The organism is Ampullimonas aquatilis (assembly GCF_049675895.1).
GTDB lineage: Bacteria > Pseudomonadota > Gammaproteobacteria > Burkholderiales > Burkholderiaceae_D > Ampullimonas > Ampullimonas aquatilis.
The window spans coordinates 785,772-801,276 of record NZ_CP183834.1 but is presented as its reverse complement, the minus strand read 5'-3'; the positions used below and the strand labels follow the sequence as shown (position 1 = coordinate 801,276).

Here is a 15,505-nt window from a genome sequence, read left to right as displayed (position 1 = left end):
ACTACCATTGCACTATGGCAGAAAACTCAGTCAAGGCAAGCGCCTCTTTTTCTGTATTTTGATAGCTATCCAGATGACAATGCCTAAAATCGCTCTTGCCACAAAGTTCACCAAGATAATCAATTGCATCATTGATATTTTTGGCTTCACCAATAATTTTTACTGACTGCGTATTCGGTACCGGCGTCAAGCTGATCAGACTGATCTTGTCTTTTAATGAGACTGACTCAAATCGATCAAACAGGCCACTCCATGGAATAGTCAATTCATCATAAATACGCTTGGCATTTTTGACGATCTTTTCATCTTGTTTGTCGCTTTTCACTGTCGCCTTTTTAACCTGACTTAACTTTTCAAGTCTGCTCAACTTTTCCTGATAACCTTCAATTTCATCTTGATCATTTTGATAACTCCATGCCAACAGACCAAACACGATGACAGTCAACAATAACAAGACCGCAACAATCACTAAACTGGGCTGCTGTTTTTGATGAAAATCAAGTGATATGGCGTTACTCATACCGTCCTCCTTGAGAGCATCCAGCGATTTTTAATTTACTCGTTGATGTAGCTGTACTGCGCTGTTGAAGACGGATAATCTGCTGATTGGTACTTTGATTACTGGTATTAGCCATGCCAGAACGACTATATAAATAAATTGGCGCATCAGTCTGTGGCAGGAGTAAAATTTTGGCCTCACGATCAATCAGATCGGTCAAACTCTGGCCAGTTTTGTTCCAGCGAACAAAATGCACGTATCCTTGTTCTGTCGCCTGATACAAAGCACTCAATCCGCAATCTTCTTCAATCACAATCCAACAAGGTGACTGATCGACCAAATGACCAATTCGGTTAAGTACCGTTGCAAAGTATGGTTCTATACGACTTATCGTCAAGCCTTGTGCCTTGGCATTAAGAGCGATTTCTTTCAAAATTGATTTTGACAACGCGCAAGCCAAGGCTGGCAAACCATAACCCTGTCGAAATATACGAAATTCCCATTCACTGCCATCTAGCCCAAAACGTTCCTGAAAGTAATAACTGACATATGCTCGCAATTGCTTGCCTGTCATTAGCTTTTCTTGCCAAGGCAATATAAAAGCTTTTACCAATTCGGATGACAAGGAAATCGCAACATGATCCAGATTAGCCTGACGGCGCTGACTTTCTTTCGTGGCTGATTCAAATAATGTGGCAATCTGCAAAGGTGTCTGCGATTCTTGAATTTCAATGCGGCCATCAACATCATGACCAGACTCAGACTGCCATTCAATCAGTAGTGGTGCCAGATATATCAAACTGGAACTACGATGCCAAAGTGACACGGTTCACCTCCTGCAAAGTCGTTTCACCATTGAGTAACAGATTCACTGCACTCTCTCTGAGTAGCCGTGTGCCATTCCGCTTGGCTGCTTCTTTAATCTTGCGAATACTTTCTCTGGCAATGATCGACTCACGAATCTCATCATTCAATATGAGTAATTCACCAATCGCTTTTCGACCTTTATAACCAGTACCACGGCATTGTCCACAACCCTGTGCTGCCTTAAAAAGGCCAGTCTGGATTGCACTATCCATGATGCCAGCCAAACGCAATTCATCGTAATCTGGTTTGATTTCTTTTACGCAATGCGGACAACTGACTCGAATCAGGCGTTGTGCCAATACACCATTCAGTGCCGAAACAAAACTGTATGGATCAACATCCATATGGGTAAAGCGGCCGATGACATCAAAGACGTTATTGGCATGCACGGTTGAGAAAACCAAATGGCCAGTCAAAGCAGATTGCACTGCAATTTGCGCTGTTTCAGGATCACGAATTTCACCTACCATGATGCGATCCGGATCATGTCGCAAAATTGATCGCAAGCCACGCGCAAAAGTCAGTCCCTTCTTTTCATTCACAGGGATTTGCAAAATGCCATTGAGCTGATATTCAACCGGATCTTCAATGGTAATGATCTTGTCATCGCCGCGATTGATTTCGGAGAGTGCCGCATAGAGTGTCGTGGTCTTGCCGCTACCGGTTGGGCCAGTGACTAAAACCAGGCCATATGGCTCCTGAATCAGTCGGCGAAATTGGGTAAGCGTGGCGTCATCAAATCCGGCGTAACTCAAATTTAATGAAGTTGTTTCGTTGGCGAGCTTTTTATCAAGAATTCGCAGTACCGCATCTTCGCCATGAATGCTGGGCATGATGGAAACCCGAAAATCAATCTGCCGCCCCAATGCTCGAATTCGAAAACGACCATCTTGCGGAATGCGTCGTTCCGATATATCCAGTTCGGACATGACCTTGATTCTGGAAATCACTTGTTCAGCGACTTCTCTACCGTCGGAAGTACCGATATGAATCAAGGCACCATCAATCCGGTACTTGATTTGCAGACTATTATTATGTGATTCCAGATGGATATCACTGACACCACTCTTCAAAGCATCGTATAGCGTGGAGTGCACCAGTCTGACTACCGGGCTGTTATCTTCATGAATTTTTTGAATGGTTAGATCAATGATGGTTTCATCACTGACTTCCTGAGAAGCCTGGTTTTCCAAGGCGGTGTCGACCGCCCGCATCCCTTCTTCTTTACGGCCAAGATAGGCAGCAATATCCAATTGATGCGCGATAACAATCTGATCAATCCGAGCAATACGTGTTTCACACCAGCTCAATAAATTTTGATCAAATGGATTGGCGATAACAAGTGTGTACTGATCATTAACTGTTAGCAGCAAACAATTTTTTGCCAGACACTCACCATAAGAAATGGCTTGAAAATCAACTTGCTGTTGCTCTAGCTCACCCATACCAAAGAGTGGGTAGTGCAGATAATCAGCCACCAGGCGCATGAAGCGGTCAGGTGACGTATCAAGCAATTCCTCCAATGCTTCTATGACACTTTTCTGATTGAGCGCCGCCTGTTGCCGGGCCTCGGCAATCTGTAATGAAGATATAGCCAACAGGTTGTCATGCTCAATATCACGCTTCATTGCACGCTCCCAGCCAGTTCAAAGATCGGTGCGTACATCAACAGAATTACCACACCAATGATGACACCAATCACAATCATCAAAATAGGCTCAAACAAACGTACAAACCAGTCAATTTTTTCGGCCACATCCGCTTCGTAAAAAACGGCGATACGCTCCATCATCTCACCCATCTGGCCAGTTTTTTCACCCACTCGCAACATGCGTGATGACACTGCCGTCGTCAGGCCATTTCTTTCAAATGCCTGCGACATCGACACACCTTCTTTGATATGTGTTTTGACTTGCTGCAAATTGTTGCGAAACGACTCCGGCAACAAACCTTCAATCATGCCCAAGGCTGTGACCACCGGTATACCAGCCTTCAGCAACATGCCCATGGTTCGATAAAAACGGCTCAACTGATAGAGCTTGGTAAAGTCACCAATACTAGGAATTTTGTTGAACTGTCGTCCAATTAAGGCACGCACCGAAGCTTGACCAAACAAAACAAAAATACCCACTATCACCAGACCAAGGAATAAAAAAACACTGGAACCATTGGTTTCGACAAACTTGCCCCAATTCAGCAGATAGCGAGACATGGCCGGAATGCGATCACCCATATCTTCAAACACGGTACTAAATTTGGGGATCACGTAAAACAGCAAAAACAAAATCACCAAACCACCCACGCCCATGATGACGGCTGGATAAATGGAAGCACTCACTATCTTCTTGCGCACCTCATCCACCTGAGCTCGATAGGCGATGTAGCGTTCAATGGCCTCAACCAAAGATCCGGTGCGTTCATTGGCTCGAATGGTGGCGATATAAATGGCCGGAAAAACTTCGGGCTGTTTTTCCAGTGCTGCAGAAAATGTCAGCCCCTCATAAAGGTGCCCCAATAATTTCTTGATAACCCGGCTGCTCTCGGCACGAGCTTCTTTTTCGGCCAGCGCCTCGATTGACTCTACCAGTGACAAACCGGCTTTAATCAATGACAACAAGCCTTGATTGAACTGGGTATGCGGAAACTCCTTACGCACCAGCCCCGATAGATCAATCAACTGCTTTTTCTGTTCAGCTTTTAAAACCGCGTAGCCTTGGGTTTTGGCCCGCGCAATCGCCTCATCTTCAGAGGTGGCATCGATTGCAAATATATGCAACTCATGCTGTCGCATGGCCGTGATGATGAACTGCATCACAGTAACGCTCGATTACCAGTTGGTGATGTCAGCGTCCTGACCTTCACCACCCGATCTGCCATCCTTGCCAAAGGAGTACAAATCGTAGTCACCATGCTCGCCAGGAATCTTGTACTGATAAACATTACCCCAGGGATCCTTGGGTATGGCCTTAGCCATATAGGGGCCTTCCCATTTTTCTTCGTTTTCAGGCTTGCTATTCAATGCACTCAAGCCTTGTTCGGCAGTGGGAAAATGACCGGTATCGAGCCGATATTGGTCAAGGGCTTTTTCCAGTCCATTGATTTGAGCCTTGGCAGTTTTAACTTCAGACTTCCCGACTTGGGTAAAGTATTTTGGCCCTACATAGGCAGCCAGAAGCCCAATGATGACCATCACCACCAGCAATTCGAGCAGTGTGAAGCCAAACTGGCTAGTAGATCTGTAATTTGTTTTGTGCAGAGTGTTGTTCATGCCCATCAATCTCAGGTTTGCACCATGCAGTACCAGAAAGATCGATAAGTATGCGGAAGAAGTATGACAAAAAGATTAAAAATTGAAGACAGTCAGCATTGATGACAAGTCATTGAACGGTGTTGAAGTGCCCCTATGCAAATGGGCTGGTCCAACAAGCGTCCTAGTGCAGGAATAATCAGAGTGTCAACTCGGCAGGAACGGGCACCACGCCTTCATAGACAATCTTCCAGGCATTGCCCCGCTCTTTTTGCCAGTACAGGCGATATTTTTCTGTGTGAGTTTGATTGTTGATGGACTGGATCAAATCAAAAGTCGTAACCACCATCCCTTTGCTCTGTGGACTACCCAAAATCGATAAATTAGAAATCTGAGCGCCTGGACTGGTCTGCACCAATCGCGCCTTCAAGGTATCAGTCAAAACTTCTGGCTTAATCGATGACATCGCGAATTGACTGGAATAATGTTGACGAAAACCATCCCAGTCTTTCTGCATCCGGTCTTTATGCCAAGTCTTGAGCGACTGGCTGACCTCAGCCTCGGCCTGGTTGTTGGAACGCGCATCATTCCAGTCAATATGATCGGTAATCACCACCTGCGTCACGCCAGGTACCACCATATGCGTAATGGCCTCAACATCCTGATTGGACATGACCAGACAACCATCACTGGCCAAGGGTGGTCGTGCATACATGGGAGATGGAACACCATGAATCCAGATGCCGTGTCCGGTCTTGCCATGCAGCACATCCCATTCGTTGGGGTAATTAAGTGCCATGGCAGCTTTGCCATAAAACTCCGGCAATTTTTCTGAAGGCAAGGACTGAGTGATTTCATAAACACCGAGTGGCGTCTTCTGATCGCCTTCACGCGACTTTTCTGTGCCGAGCTTACCGATCGACACATAGTAGTCAGCGACATAGTGCAAGACATCCTGCTTTTTCTCGTACACATACATGCGATTGCGACCGGCATCCACCAATAACACCGTTTTTTGCTGCTCGGCCAAGCGCATCAACATAGCCGGCACAACTTCTTTATTGGGCGGCTGCTGAATTGCCAGTAAGCGCGCCTTGAATTCAGCACGCAGATCGGCCAATCGCTCTTCAGCTTGTCCCGTACCCACGCCAATGGTACTCAATGCTCGCGCCTTGGCCATGAGCAAATCGCCGCGGATCATGTGTGCAACTGGCAGATTCGGATAGTCCTGTTCCAGTTTTTCAACCGTGAACTGGGCGTCATTTAATTGGTTATTGTGAATCTGTTCATAAATCTTGGATAAGCGCAGCTCCACATCGGATGACTGCACCAGATACAAGGGATCTACCGACCCACTTCTTAATGAAGCAATGGGATTGCCCAAGGCTTCGCTGACCATCGTGGGTTGATTGATGCGCTTGATGAAAAAGAACGCGATACACAGACAAATACCCAGCAACACCAGCACCAGTCGGGAAAGCAGATGCAGTCTGGATAAAGCCCGGGCACTTGGATGGAAAGGGTCAACCACATTCAAGTGCTTCCAAAACCGCACCCAGCCTCGTTCCACCAAAGCGGGTTGGGCGGGTTCAGGCTTGGAATCTGGGAAACCAGGAAAAATGGACGCCATCCGTCGTTACCTATTTAAATCAGGAGTAGAAGACGGATTATATAAAACCTGGCGTCAATTGCCTGAACGTTCCTGTTTAATCACCCAATTTCCTGCGACTTTTGTCATGACGAGGGTCTTGGTATTGTCTGATTTGAGGCGATCGGAATCATACAGCTGGCGAAATCGCACTGTGGCAGTACTGCCATCTTGCTTGATCACAGGCTGCTCAACTCGCACATTGATACGGCCCTTGCCCATAATGCGCTCTTTACGATCAGCCTCCCAGGCTTTGCGGGACTGGCCATTTGGTGCCTGAAACTCGCTGCCATACGCAGCAAAGTAATGCTCCAGATCTTTCTGGCTCCAGGCTTTGGCCCAGTTCATCACCGCAGCCACAATCTCGTCGTTTTCAGCAGCAACCACTGACTTGGATTCTGGTTTGGCTTCCGGCTTAATCTCAACTTTTGGCTCGGGTTTGACATCAACCTTGACCGGTGCCGATACGGCCACAGGTTCAGACTTGACCTCAACCTTAGGCGCAGGAACAGGTGTCGGTGCTGAAGCCGCCGCAACCACTGTTGGCGCAGGCGTTACAGGCTGAGCCTTGCTGACCACCTGCGGCGCAGGCTTCGCAATCGGATTCGACGTTGCCGACGAATTGGCAGCCACCGTGGTCACACCACCCTCTTGGCTGCGACTACGTCCGCCATTGATCATATCGCGAATCATCACCAGCTTGGTCTGGGCTACTGAATTATTGGAATCCAGTTGCAAAGCCTTGTCGTAGGCCTGGCTCGCCAGCTTGGCATAAATATCACCCAGATTTTCATGCGCGGTGGAATAACTTGGATTGGTTCTGATCGCCGCTTCGAGCGCACCACGCGCCTTGTCATATTGACCCTGGCCAGCATAAAGCACCGCCAGATTATTATAGGGTTCGGGCAAATCGGGAAAATCTTCGGTCAATTTCTGAAAAATCCCGATGGCTTCAGACGGATGCTTTTGCTCCGTCAGAATAATACCCTTCAGAAAGCGCATCTGCGCATCGCGCGGTTTGGCGGCCAGTACAGCATCCACTTTTTGTGCAGCCTGATCCAGCTTACCCGCTTTCAGTAACTGCCCGATATCACTCACTTCATCAGCCACCACTGGCAATGTCACTCCGATCATCATCACGGCAGCTAAGATTGTCAGCGTTCTCACGCTTTTTTTGAATTGCGGCATCACCATCTGCGCCTTGCAAAAAGAAAAGTTTGAATTCATCAGTATCGTTTTTAAGAAGAAGCCCGGCACCTAAGCGCCGATGGGCAATCGGCCAGCGCGATGTACCGCAACACGCAGGAATGGAAGACAAACAGCACAACTATCAACGATCGGGCAGGATACGAGTTGTTTGTGACTTAATTATGACAAAACTGTACCGTCATTTTAATGACACAAGGTTGAAACAGTCATCGAGCACATTAACTAGGCAGAACATAAGCCGATGCTCATAACAACATGAACCACTTAAACAAAAACGCTGAAGCAAAGAAATACTACCCAATAGTAAAAATATTGAATCTTATTTTTAGCACTTAATACGGTGATATTTAAGTATACATACTCATAGTATGCTTGAAATCGATGATTTCAACGCATGCGAAGGACTCGTCGTCGAAAGGTAAAAATGATGCAAAAATCGTTTTTGGTAATAAAAAAGCCCGATCAAAAGATCGGGCTTTGATGTTTTGGTGGCGAATCAGGGATTCGAACCCCGGACCTGCGGATTATGATTCCGTCGCTCTAACCGGCTGAGCTAATTCGCCAAAAGCTCGCCATTGTGACTAAATACATCCCTTTTGTCAAGGCATTGGGCAATCACAGCATCAATCTGCTCACTGAGTTAATACCGAGTGATCAATGGCTTTCATTGCGGGCAGATATGGCAGCCATTCAGGGTTGTTATCACGCCCTGCGGTGGAAAGCGCCATATTGAGATTATCTTCAATCTCAAATGCCTCACCTTTCATGTCATAAGGCTGAATATTGATCAGCATATTCTTGTATTGGGCAACGCCATAGGTCGTGGCAAATGCGCAATCGGCCGCATCTCGACCCGTGGCTATACGCACCAGACCGGGCCGCGGGCAAAGGCCACTGGGGTCAAAGATATACCAGCGATTTTCGATATAAGCCTCCACATAGGCATGAAAATCGGTCGGCCCCAAAGAAGGATCAGCACCATAGTCATAACCGGCCACAAAACGGGCCGGAATACTCAAGGCACGCAGCAAGGCAATGGTGAGGTGCGTAAAATCGCGGCAAACACCGGTACGATTGGAGAGAATTTCAAGCGCCGAAGTACTCGATTGGGTCGTACCAGGAATAAACCGAACATATTGATGAACCCAATTGCACACTGACTGCACCCGCAAATAACCCGGACTCAAATGGCCAAACTCCTGGATGGCAAAGTTGAGCAGCTGATCCGACTGACAATAACGGCTGGGCAAAAGATAGGACAAGACTTCAACCGGTAAATCTTTCACCGCATGTTCCATAAGACGGTTAGGATCAGCTTGTTGATGCGACAAAACAATGTTGGCCGTGTAATCGAGTTTGAGAACGCCCGGTAGACCTGAAACACGCAATAGGCGATTACCCAAGGTTGGCTCTTTATATTCACCAACAATCTGTGCGCCATCAACGATCAGATTTTCTGAAAGGATGGTCTGATGGGGTGTTTCTGGAATTTGTAGACAGAAAATGAATTCACAGGGGCCAAGGAGCTCATACTCCAGAGCACACTCGATAGCAAATTTGATGGGCATATTGTGATCCTGAAAAATAAGGGTACTGCAGCCACTTTATGGTAGCCACGATAGCAACCCAATCAGGCGGGCATATAAATTAATGTCAGACTTGGCCGACAAATACGGGCAACAACCTGAGATTAAAAAAACAAGCCAATCCCAATCGATTTACCGGCATCATACTTTTTACAGCTGGGTTTTCAACTGCGTCCGATTTTCATGCAATTAGGCTGAATCAATCGAGTTACTTACTTATACAGCAATATTTAAAAGTGCTCATGACAAGTTACATAGGCAATCTCCGATAGATCACGATAATCACAAGGACATCCACCTTGGGTCGCACAAACTGCGATTGCCATTTTTCATCCTATCAATCGCAGATTTGATGCAAGCAACATGCAGGTTTGCGCCTGAGCAAATCAACCACGCTGGCACATGCTAGACTTTTGCCATGATCAAACTGCTTAAAATCTGTTTGCTGATGTATTTGTTGCTCGTCATTCCTCTACAAGGCATCGCGGCAGTGGGTATTGGCTTGTGCCAACAGGACGTAGCAAGGCCAAGCATTCAGCCAGCGGAGACACTGCTCGAATCAACAGCAAGCATGCCCCACCTGCCCTGCCATGTGCAGGGAAACCATGACAACCCAGCAAACACGCACAGTTGCAGTCTTTGTGCAGCTTGTCACATGGGCATGGCGATGATGCCAAGCGCACTCAACCTCACCATGCTGCAAATGGCTCACCCTGCCCTGCAGCCTTATGCAACACCCAGCCGGCCTGATCATGTGCCGGACTTTCCTGATCGCCCGCCTCGCTTCACCACGCGCCTGCACGGTTAATATTGCAGCATTCGCCCAACTTGCCTTGCGGGTTCGGCAGCGCTGTTCAATGATGCGATCGGCTTATCCGCCACGTATCACCACACCCTGTTTTAACCCAACGAGGATTGCCAATTGACCTCTTACTCTTACCTGTCCATGCTTGCCCAATCACGGCAAGCATGGCCCGCGTTGATGGCTGGTGTACTGCTGTCAGGCTGCGCCAGCTTGTCGTCGGATGGCGGCAATGCGGTGATCAATCGCCTCACCCAGGATCGACTTGCCCAGCCCATCCAGTTCATCCGCTCCGACAACGAGCAACAGACACTGACCGAGCAGGTCAACCAATTGCTGACCAGCCCTTTGACGCTGGATCATGCGCTGCAAATAGCGCTGACCAATAACCGTGGCCTGCAAGCCATCTATGCCCAGGTTGGCATTGCCGAAGCAGATTGGGTGCAAGCGACTCGACTGGCCAATCCCGGCTTGAGTTTTTCGCGCACTCGCCGTGCCGATGAGTTGCTGATTGATCGCACCTTTTCGCTCAATCTGATCAATTTTCTGGTCACGCCCTTGGCCAGCAAAATCGAGCAGCAACGTTTTGAACAGGTCAAACTGCTGGTCAGTCAGGAAGCGCTGCAAGTTGCCGCAGCCACGCGCAAAGCCTGGTTTGAAGCCGTGGCTGCGGAACAAACTGTGCTCTATACCAAGCAGGTTGGTAGCGCTGTGGAAGCCAGTACCGAACTGGCGCGCAATATGACCAAGGTGGGCAACTGGAGCAAGCGTGACCAGTTGCGTGAAGAAAGTTTTCTGGCCGAAGCCAATGTGCTGATCACCCGCAGCCAGGCGAATGCCATCAGCAGCCGTGAAAAACTGGCGCGGCTGCTGGGGCTCAACAGTGCGCAAAGTCACTACACCCTTCCCGAGCGTTTACCTGACTTACCGGAGCAGGCCTTGCTGGCCGACGATCTTGAACAACTGGCCATGCAACAGCGGCTCGATATTCAGGCTGCCCAAAAAGAACGTGAAGGCTTGGTGCGGGCGTTGGGATTAACCAAAGCAACCCGGCTCATCAATGTGCTGGAGCTGGGTTATGTGCGCAATAGTGAAACCAACCGGGCCGCAGAAAAGGGCTATGAAATTCGTCTTGAAGTCCCCCTCTTTGATTGGGGTGGTGCACGAGTGGCGCGTGCCGAAGGCCGCTATATGCAATCACTGCATCAGCTTGCCGATACGGCCTTGCGGGCACAATCGGAGGTGCGCGAGAGTTATCAGCTCTATCAAGGTCAATACGCACTGGCCAAACATTATCGCGACACCGTGGTGCCGCTGCGCAAACAGATTGCCGATGAAAACCTGCTGCGCTACAACGGCATGCTGATCAGCGTGTTTGAACTGCTGGCCGATGCGCGTGAGCAAATCAATAGCACCACGGCTTATCTGGATGCATTAAAAGGCTATTGGCTGGCCGAGGCTGATCTGCAACAGGCGCTCGGTGGCAAGCTGCCCAGCACTGCCAATGCAGCCGTCACCGCTCCTAGGCCTTCAGTTCCCGAAGCAGCACAACCAGAAGTACCACACGCCACACCACGAGGAGCACAACCATGAGTTCGCGTCGTCATTTTTTAGCGCAATCTGCTGGCTCCTTACTAGGCGCGGCATTGGTCAGCCGCGCTCATGCTGCGATGCTTCCTGAAGCAGCCAGCAATCCAGCCGCAGCCACCCAAGTACCACCCACGCCCAATACCGGCCGACCGTTTCATCCGGTGGTCACGCTCAATGGCTGGTCCTTGCCCTGGCGCATGAAAAACAACGTCAAGGAGTTTCATCTGGTGGCCGAGCCCGTGGTGCGCGAAATTGCACCGGGCATGATGGCCAATTTATGGGGCTATAACGGTCAGAGTCCCGGCCCCACCATTGAGGTGGTAGAAGGTGATCAGGTGCGCATTTTTGTGACCAACAAGCTCCCCGAACATACCAGCATGCACTGGCACGGCCAACGTTTGCCCAATGGCATGGATGGTGTGAGCGGCCTGACGCAACCCCCCATCCAGCCCGGCCAGACCTTTGTGTACGAGTTTATTGCCAAACGTGCCGGCACGTTCATGTATCACCCGCATGCCGATGAAATGACGCAGATGGCCATGGGCATGATGGGCTTGTGGATCACCCATCCCAAGGACATCCGCCAACACGCGGTAGACCGGGATTTTGCCTTTTTACTGAATGCCTACGATATTGATCCGGGCAGTTTTACGCCGCGCATCAATACCATGCTCGACTTCAATATCTGGACCTGGAATAGTCGTGCCTTTCCTGGTCTTGATCCCTTGGTCGTGCGCAAGGATGACCGCGTGCGGATCCGGATTGGCAACCTCACGATGACCAATCATCCCATTCACATGCATGGACACGAGTTTGAAGTGACCGGCACCGACGGTGGCTGGATACCGCCTTCAGCGCGCTGGCCCGAAGTGACCACCGATATTGCCGTTGGGCAGATGCGTGCCCTGGAGTTTGTCGCCAATGAGCCGGGTGACTGGGCGATTCATTGCCATAAATCGCACCACACCATGAACGCCATGGCGCATAGCATTCCCAATATGATTGGCGTGGATCATCGTGCCGTGGCCGAAAAAATTACCCAGCTCGTGCCCGACTATATGGTCATGGGCGATAAGGGCATGGCCGACATGAGTGCCATGAGCATGCCGTTGCCTGAAAACACCTTGCCGATGATGACTGGCACGGGCCCGTATGGTTCGCTGGAAATGGGCGGCATGTTTAATGTCATCAAGGTACGTGAAGGTCTGGCACGCGACGATTATCGTGATCCGGGCTGGTATGTCCAACCCAGGCAAAGCCAGGCACGCATTTGGGAAGGGCCGATGCCACCGATCACCCAGGCCAAAGGTAGCGAGATGTCTGCAACCAACTCACAAGGTCATGGCAAAGCGGAACAAAGTGGCACAGTTGACAATGTCTTGCAGCTTAAGCGCGGTGGACATCATCAGCATTAAGAAAATGTGGCGCAGTTCCTGTTGATGCAGGCTTTTAGGGCATGACAATGATTCCTATATTAAGAAGGAAGTTGTCATGCTGAAATTTGTTATCGCCATTATGATTTTGATTGGTGCCTATATGCACCATGAACAGGATATTGCCGCCGTACGTCAGACCAGCAATTCGGCCGAAGCGCAAACCATTGCGCAGGCCGATCTGGTGCTCTACACCACCACCGACTGTGGTTATTGCAAAGCCGCCAAGGAATGGCTGACGACCCATCATATTGCCTATGTTGAATGCAATACCGACACCAGTGCCCTGTGCGAGCAAAATTATCAGCACCTGCCCAGTGAGGGCATTCCCACTTTTGTGTACAAGGGTGCCGTTAAAACCGGGCTGGATTATCAATGGATGGAACAAACGCTAGGTCAAACCAGCGTCGCCACTGCACATTAACTGGCTTTGACAACTGGCTTTGCCTCAAACAGAAGGGCCGCATTGCGGCCCTTCTGTTTTGCTGCATATTCAATTTGCAGCCGATTTGTTTCAGCATCAGGTCTTGGGTAAAGTCACGCCCATCTGTCCCTGATACTTGCCACCGCGATCCTTATAGGAAGTCTCGCAAATTTCATCGCTTTCAAAAAACAGCACCTGCGCCACGCCTTCGTTGGCGTAAATCTTGGCAGGCAGTGGCGTGGTATTGGAAAACTCCAGCGTCACATAACCTTCCCATTCCGGCTCAAACGGCGTCACATTGACAATGATGCCGCAACGCGCATAGGTGCTCTTGCCCAGACACACCGTCAGTACGCTGCGTGGAATGCGAAAGTATTCAACCGTGCGCGCCAGTGCAAATGAATTGGGCGGGATGATGCAGACATCACCATGAAAATCGACAAAGGATTTTTCGTCAAAATTCTTGGGGTCAACAATCGTGCTGTTGATATTGGTAAATATCTTGAATTCATTGGCACAACGAATATCGTAGCCATAGCTCGACGTACCGTAACTGACAATCTTGTGCCCATCGGCCGCGTAACGCACCTGCTGCGGTTCAAAGGGCTCAATCATGCCCTCCTGCTCGGCCATGCGGCGAATCCATTTGTCTGATTTGATGCTCATGAGAAATCTGAATGTGGGAAATCAATCGTGGCAGCCCAAAGCACAGGCTGGAAAAGAACGTGATTTTACGCGAAGCCGCAATCAAGGGATACGAACCATCAGAGATTATCTTAAGAAGGCCAAATGGCGCCCACCCACTGCCTTTGGATGGGATGAGAACCGCAAAAGGCGCATACCTTGCCACTGCTTGCAATCAAACATCAACAGCTATAAACAAATACAATCGGATTCATCCACAAATATACTTCTATGGTGTATAAAAAATGATGATTATTTTTAGCACTAGAACAGCATGATTTTAACTCATACTCCCATAAAACTACCTTTTCAACTGGATTTCAGCCGTCGCGCCGACGCCCCTCCACGACCGGTTTTTACCTCATTGGCTGGCCCAGACGTCCGATGCCTTAATCCCATTAACCTCACCCGCCAAACGCCTCACTCAAGGTTTGCACCAGACCACTGTGCTGGCTGTCATAACCGGCCAGCTGGTTGATCTGCCGTCGCAGCAGGTCGGTCTTGAGGAGCGTAATCACACTTTGCAGCAGGGGTTGTTTGAGCAGGCGGGTCTGGCAGGCAAAAAAGTAGCGTTCACGCACGATGGGGATGAAGTCGAGGCCGAAGCGGCGGGCGGCGTGTTCAACACCAAAGCCAACGTCGGCCATGCCGCTGGCGATATAGGCGGCCACCGCGGCGTGGGTATATTCGGCGCTGTCGTAGCCGCGAATCTGGTCAAAGCGAATTTTTTCTCGGGCTAAAAACAGCTCCAGCAGCATGCGTGTGCCGGAGCCGATTTGTCGGTTCACAAACCGTAAATCAGGCCGTTTGAGATCGGCCACGCCAACAATGCCATGGGGGTTGCCCGCGGCCACAAACAAGCCCTGCGCGCGACTGGCCAGATGCACAAGCACATGCTGGCGGGGTTTGAGCCATTTGCGATATTGCTTCATGCTGGCGGCTTCAAACTCGCCCTCCGGCACATGAAAACCAGCCAGGTCACATTCACCGCGCGCCAGTGCGGCGACGGCTTCGGTGCTGTTGCGATAGGCCAGATCAACTGGCGTGCCCGCTTCGCCCAATGCCGCCACCAAGGCCGCCACGGCAAAACCATGTGAGGCGCTGATGCGCAGTGCCTGGCGTGGAGTGCTGAGCACGCCTTCCAGTTCGGCCTCGAGCTCGGAAGCCAGACTATCCAGTGTGGGCGACAAGCGCGCGGCAATCCGCTTGTCGGCCCATAACAGTTTTTCCGCCAGTGACGACAGTTTGCTGCCCTGCCCACGCGACTTCACGACCAAGGGCGCACCAAACTGACGATCAAAGTCGCGTAAAAGTCCCCAGGCATTGCGATAGGACAAATTCATGTCACGCGCGGCTTCGATAATACTGCCATGGCTTTCAATCAGCGCGAGCAATTGCAGCAGCACCGGCAGGCTGAACGGTTTACTGTCGGGCTTGCTGTCAGAAGGCGTAAGCAGCCATTCGGGACGAATTGCAATGCGCATGATCTATATGCAAAACTCTGCTTATTGAATTA

16 protein-coding genes and 1 tRNA gene are annotated in these 15,505 nt (G+C 49.8%); 5 read left to right on the top strand and 12 right to left on the bottom strand.

Going from position 1 to position 15,505, the window contains the following annotated elements; all coding sequences use genetic code 11:
• Nucleotide 1: 1 nt before the first annotated feature.
• From ACMYR3_RS03695 to ACMYR3_RS03650, 10 genes are all read right to left on the bottom strand, one after another.
• On the bottom strand, nucleotides 2-520 hold the full coding sequence (locus tag ACMYR3_RS03695) for a hypothetical protein (RefSeq protein WP_424194628.1): 519 nt from the start codon (nucleotides 518-520) through the stop codon (nucleotides 2-4).
• Complete coding sequence (locus ACMYR3_RS03690; RefSeq protein ID WP_424194626.1) at nucleotides 513-1,325, bottom strand: hypothetical protein; 813 nt, start codon at nucleotides 1,323-1,325, stop codon at nucleotides 513-515. Before ACMYR3_RS03690 ends, ACMYR3_RS03695 begins: the two co-directional genes overlap by 8 nt.
• Nucleotides 1,306-2,994 carry a GspE/PulE family protein gene (locus ACMYR3_RS03685; RefSeq protein ID WP_424194624.1) on the bottom strand — a complete coding sequence of 563 codons (1,689 nt, stop codon included), beginning with the start codon at nucleotides 2,992-2,994 and terminating at the stop codon, nucleotides 1,306-1,308. The genes ACMYR3_RS03690 and ACMYR3_RS03685 overlap by 20 nt, the downstream gene beginning before the upstream one ends.
• Nucleotides 2,991-4,178, bottom strand: a complete 1,188-nt coding sequence (locus ACMYR3_RS03680; protein ID WP_424194622.1) for a type II secretion system F family protein — start codon at nucleotides 4,176-4,178, stop codon at nucleotides 2,991-2,993. Before ACMYR3_RS03680 ends, ACMYR3_RS03685 begins: the two co-directional genes overlap by 4 nt.
• A 15-nt stretch (nucleotides 4,179-4,193) precedes the next feature.
• A complete protein-coding gene (gene gspG / locus ACMYR3_RS03675) occupies nucleotides 4,194-4,634 on the bottom strand; it encodes a type II secretion system major pseudopilin GspG (RefSeq protein ID WP_424194620.1) in 441 nt (146 codons plus the stop codon).
• 178 nt (nucleotides 4,635-4,812) lie between these two features.
• Entirely contained in the window at nucleotides 4,813-6,243 is a 1,431-nt protein-coding gene (locus tag ACMYR3_RS03670; protein WP_424194618.1) for a L,D-transpeptidase family protein, read from the bottom strand.
• Nucleotides 6,244-6,297: 54 nt separating this feature from the next.
• The gene (locus tag ACMYR3_RS03665; RefSeq protein WP_424194616.1) at nucleotides 6,298-7,398 is read right to left on the bottom strand and encodes a tetratricopeptide repeat protein; all 1,101 of its coding nucleotides are present in this window, start codon (nucleotides 7,396-7,398) and stop codon (nucleotides 6,298-6,300) included.
• Nucleotides 7,364-7,579 (bottom strand): hypothetical protein, encoded by a 216-nt coding sequence (locus ACMYR3_RS03660; RefSeq protein WP_424194614.1) that lies wholly within the window; start codon nucleotides 7,577-7,579, stop codon nucleotides 7,364-7,366. The genes ACMYR3_RS03665 and ACMYR3_RS03660 overlap by 35 nt, the downstream gene beginning before the upstream one ends.
• Before the next feature lie 377 nt (nucleotides 7,580-7,956).
• Nucleotides 7,957-8,033 (bottom strand) — tRNA-Met (locus ACMYR3_RS03655).
• A 69-nt stretch (nucleotides 8,034-8,102) separates the two neighbouring features.
• A complete protein-coding gene (locus ACMYR3_RS03650) occupies nucleotides 8,103-9,038 on the bottom strand; it encodes a transglutaminase-like domain-containing protein (RefSeq protein WP_424194612.1) in 936 nt (311 codons plus the stop codon).
• Nucleotides 9,039-9,474: 436 nt separating this feature from the next.
• Here ACMYR3_RS03650 and ACMYR3_RS03645 point away from each other — a divergent pair, with 436 nt between their 5' ends.
• From ACMYR3_RS03645 to ACMYR3_RS03630, 4 genes are all read left to right on the top strand, one after another.
• Nucleotides 9,475-9,864, top strand: coding sequence for a hypothetical protein (locus tag ACMYR3_RS03645; RefSeq protein ID WP_424194610.1), 390 nt, complete (start codon nucleotides 9,475-9,477; stop codon nucleotides 9,862-9,864).
• A 114-nt stretch (nucleotides 9,865-9,978) separates the two neighbouring features.
• Nucleotides 9,979-11,451 (top strand): TolC family protein, encoded by a 1,473-nt coding sequence (locus tag ACMYR3_RS03640; RefSeq protein WP_424194608.1) that lies wholly within the window; start codon nucleotides 9,979-9,981, stop codon nucleotides 11,449-11,451.
• Entirely contained in the window at nucleotides 11,448-12,863 is a 1,416-nt protein-coding gene (locus ACMYR3_RS03635; protein ID WP_424194606.1) for a multicopper oxidase family protein, read from the top strand. Before ACMYR3_RS03640 ends, ACMYR3_RS03635 begins: the two co-directional genes overlap by 4 nt.
• Before the next feature lie 76 nt (nucleotides 12,864-12,939).
• Entirely contained in the window at nucleotides 12,940-13,305 is a 366-nt protein-coding gene (locus ACMYR3_RS03630; RefSeq protein ID WP_424194604.1) for a glutaredoxin domain-containing protein, read from the top strand.
• A gap of 96 nt (nucleotides 13,306-13,401) precedes the next feature.
• Here the strand turns inward: ACMYR3_RS03630 and dcd are convergent, their stop codons facing one another.
• Nucleotides 13,402-13,971, bottom strand: a complete 570-nt coding sequence (gene dcd, locus ACMYR3_RS03625) for a dCTP deaminase (RefSeq protein WP_424194602.1) — start codon at nucleotides 13,969-13,971, stop codon at nucleotides 13,402-13,404.
• A gap of 11 nt (nucleotides 13,972-13,982) precedes the next feature.
• Between dcd and ACMYR3_RS03620 the strand changes: the two genes are divergently transcribed.
• Complete coding sequence (locus ACMYR3_RS03620; protein ID WP_424194600.1) at nucleotides 13,983-14,231, top strand: hypothetical protein; 249 nt, start codon at nucleotides 13,983-13,985, stop codon at nucleotides 14,229-14,231.
• A gap of 162 nt (nucleotides 14,232-14,393) precedes the next feature.
• On the opposite strand, the gene ACMYR3_RS03615 is transcribed toward ACMYR3_RS03620, so the two are convergent.
• Nucleotides 14,394-15,476 carry a substrate-binding domain-containing protein gene (locus ACMYR3_RS03615; RefSeq protein ID WP_424196348.1) on the bottom strand — a complete coding sequence of 361 codons (1,083 nt, stop codon included), beginning with the start codon at nucleotides 15,474-15,476 and terminating at the stop codon, nucleotides 14,394-14,396.
• Nucleotides 15,477-15,505: the final 29 nt, after the last annotated feature.

Excerpts from the sequence above, each read along its gene's own strand:
- ACMYR3_RS03680 (WP_424194622.1), bottom strand. The coding sequence starts at position 4,178 with ATGCAGTTCATCATCACGGCCATGCGACAGCATGAGTTGCATATATTT.
- dcd (WP_424194602.1), bottom strand. The coding sequence starts at position 13,971 with ATGAGCATCAAATCAGACAAATGGATTCGCCGCATGGCCGAGCAGGAG.
- ACMYR3_RS03695 (WP_424194628.1), bottom strand. The coding sequence starts at position 520 with ATGAGTAACGCCATATCACTTGATTTTCATCAAAAACAGCAGCCCAGT.
- ACMYR3_RS03630 (WP_424194604.1), top strand. The coding sequence starts at position 12,940 with ATGCTGAAATTTGTTATCGCCATTATGATTTTGATTGGTGCCTATATG.
- ACMYR3_RS03650 (WP_424194612.1), bottom strand. The coding sequence starts at position 9,038 with ATGCCCATCAAATTTGCTATCGAGTGTGCTCTGGAGTATGAGCTCCTT.
- ACMYR3_RS03635 (WP_424194606.1), top strand. The coding sequence starts at position 11,448 with ATGAGTTCGCGTCGTCATTTTTTAGCGCAATCTGCTGGCTCCTTACTA.
- ACMYR3_RS03685 (WP_424194624.1), bottom strand. The coding sequence starts at position 2,994 with ATGAAGCGTGATATTGAGCATGACAACCTGTTGGCTATATCTTCATTA.
- ACMYR3_RS03645 (WP_424194610.1), top strand. The coding sequence starts at position 9,475 with ATGATCAAACTGCTTAAAATCTGTTTGCTGATGTATTTGTTGCTCGTC.
- gspG (WP_424194620.1), bottom strand. The coding sequence starts at position 4,634 with ATGAACAACACTCTGCACAAAACAAATTACAGATCTACTAGCCAGTTT.
- ACMYR3_RS03665 (WP_424194616.1), bottom strand. The coding sequence starts at position 7,398 with ATGATGATCGGAGTGACATTGCCAGTGGTGGCTGATGAAGTGAGTGAT.
- ACMYR3_RS03670 (WP_424194618.1), bottom strand. The coding sequence starts at position 6,243 with ATGGCGTCCATTTTTCCTGGTTTCCCAGATTCCAAGCCTGAACCCGCC.
- ACMYR3_RS03620 (WP_424194600.1), top strand. The coding sequence starts at position 13,983 with ATGTGGGAAATCAATCGTGGCAGCCCAAAGCACAGGCTGGAAAAGAAC.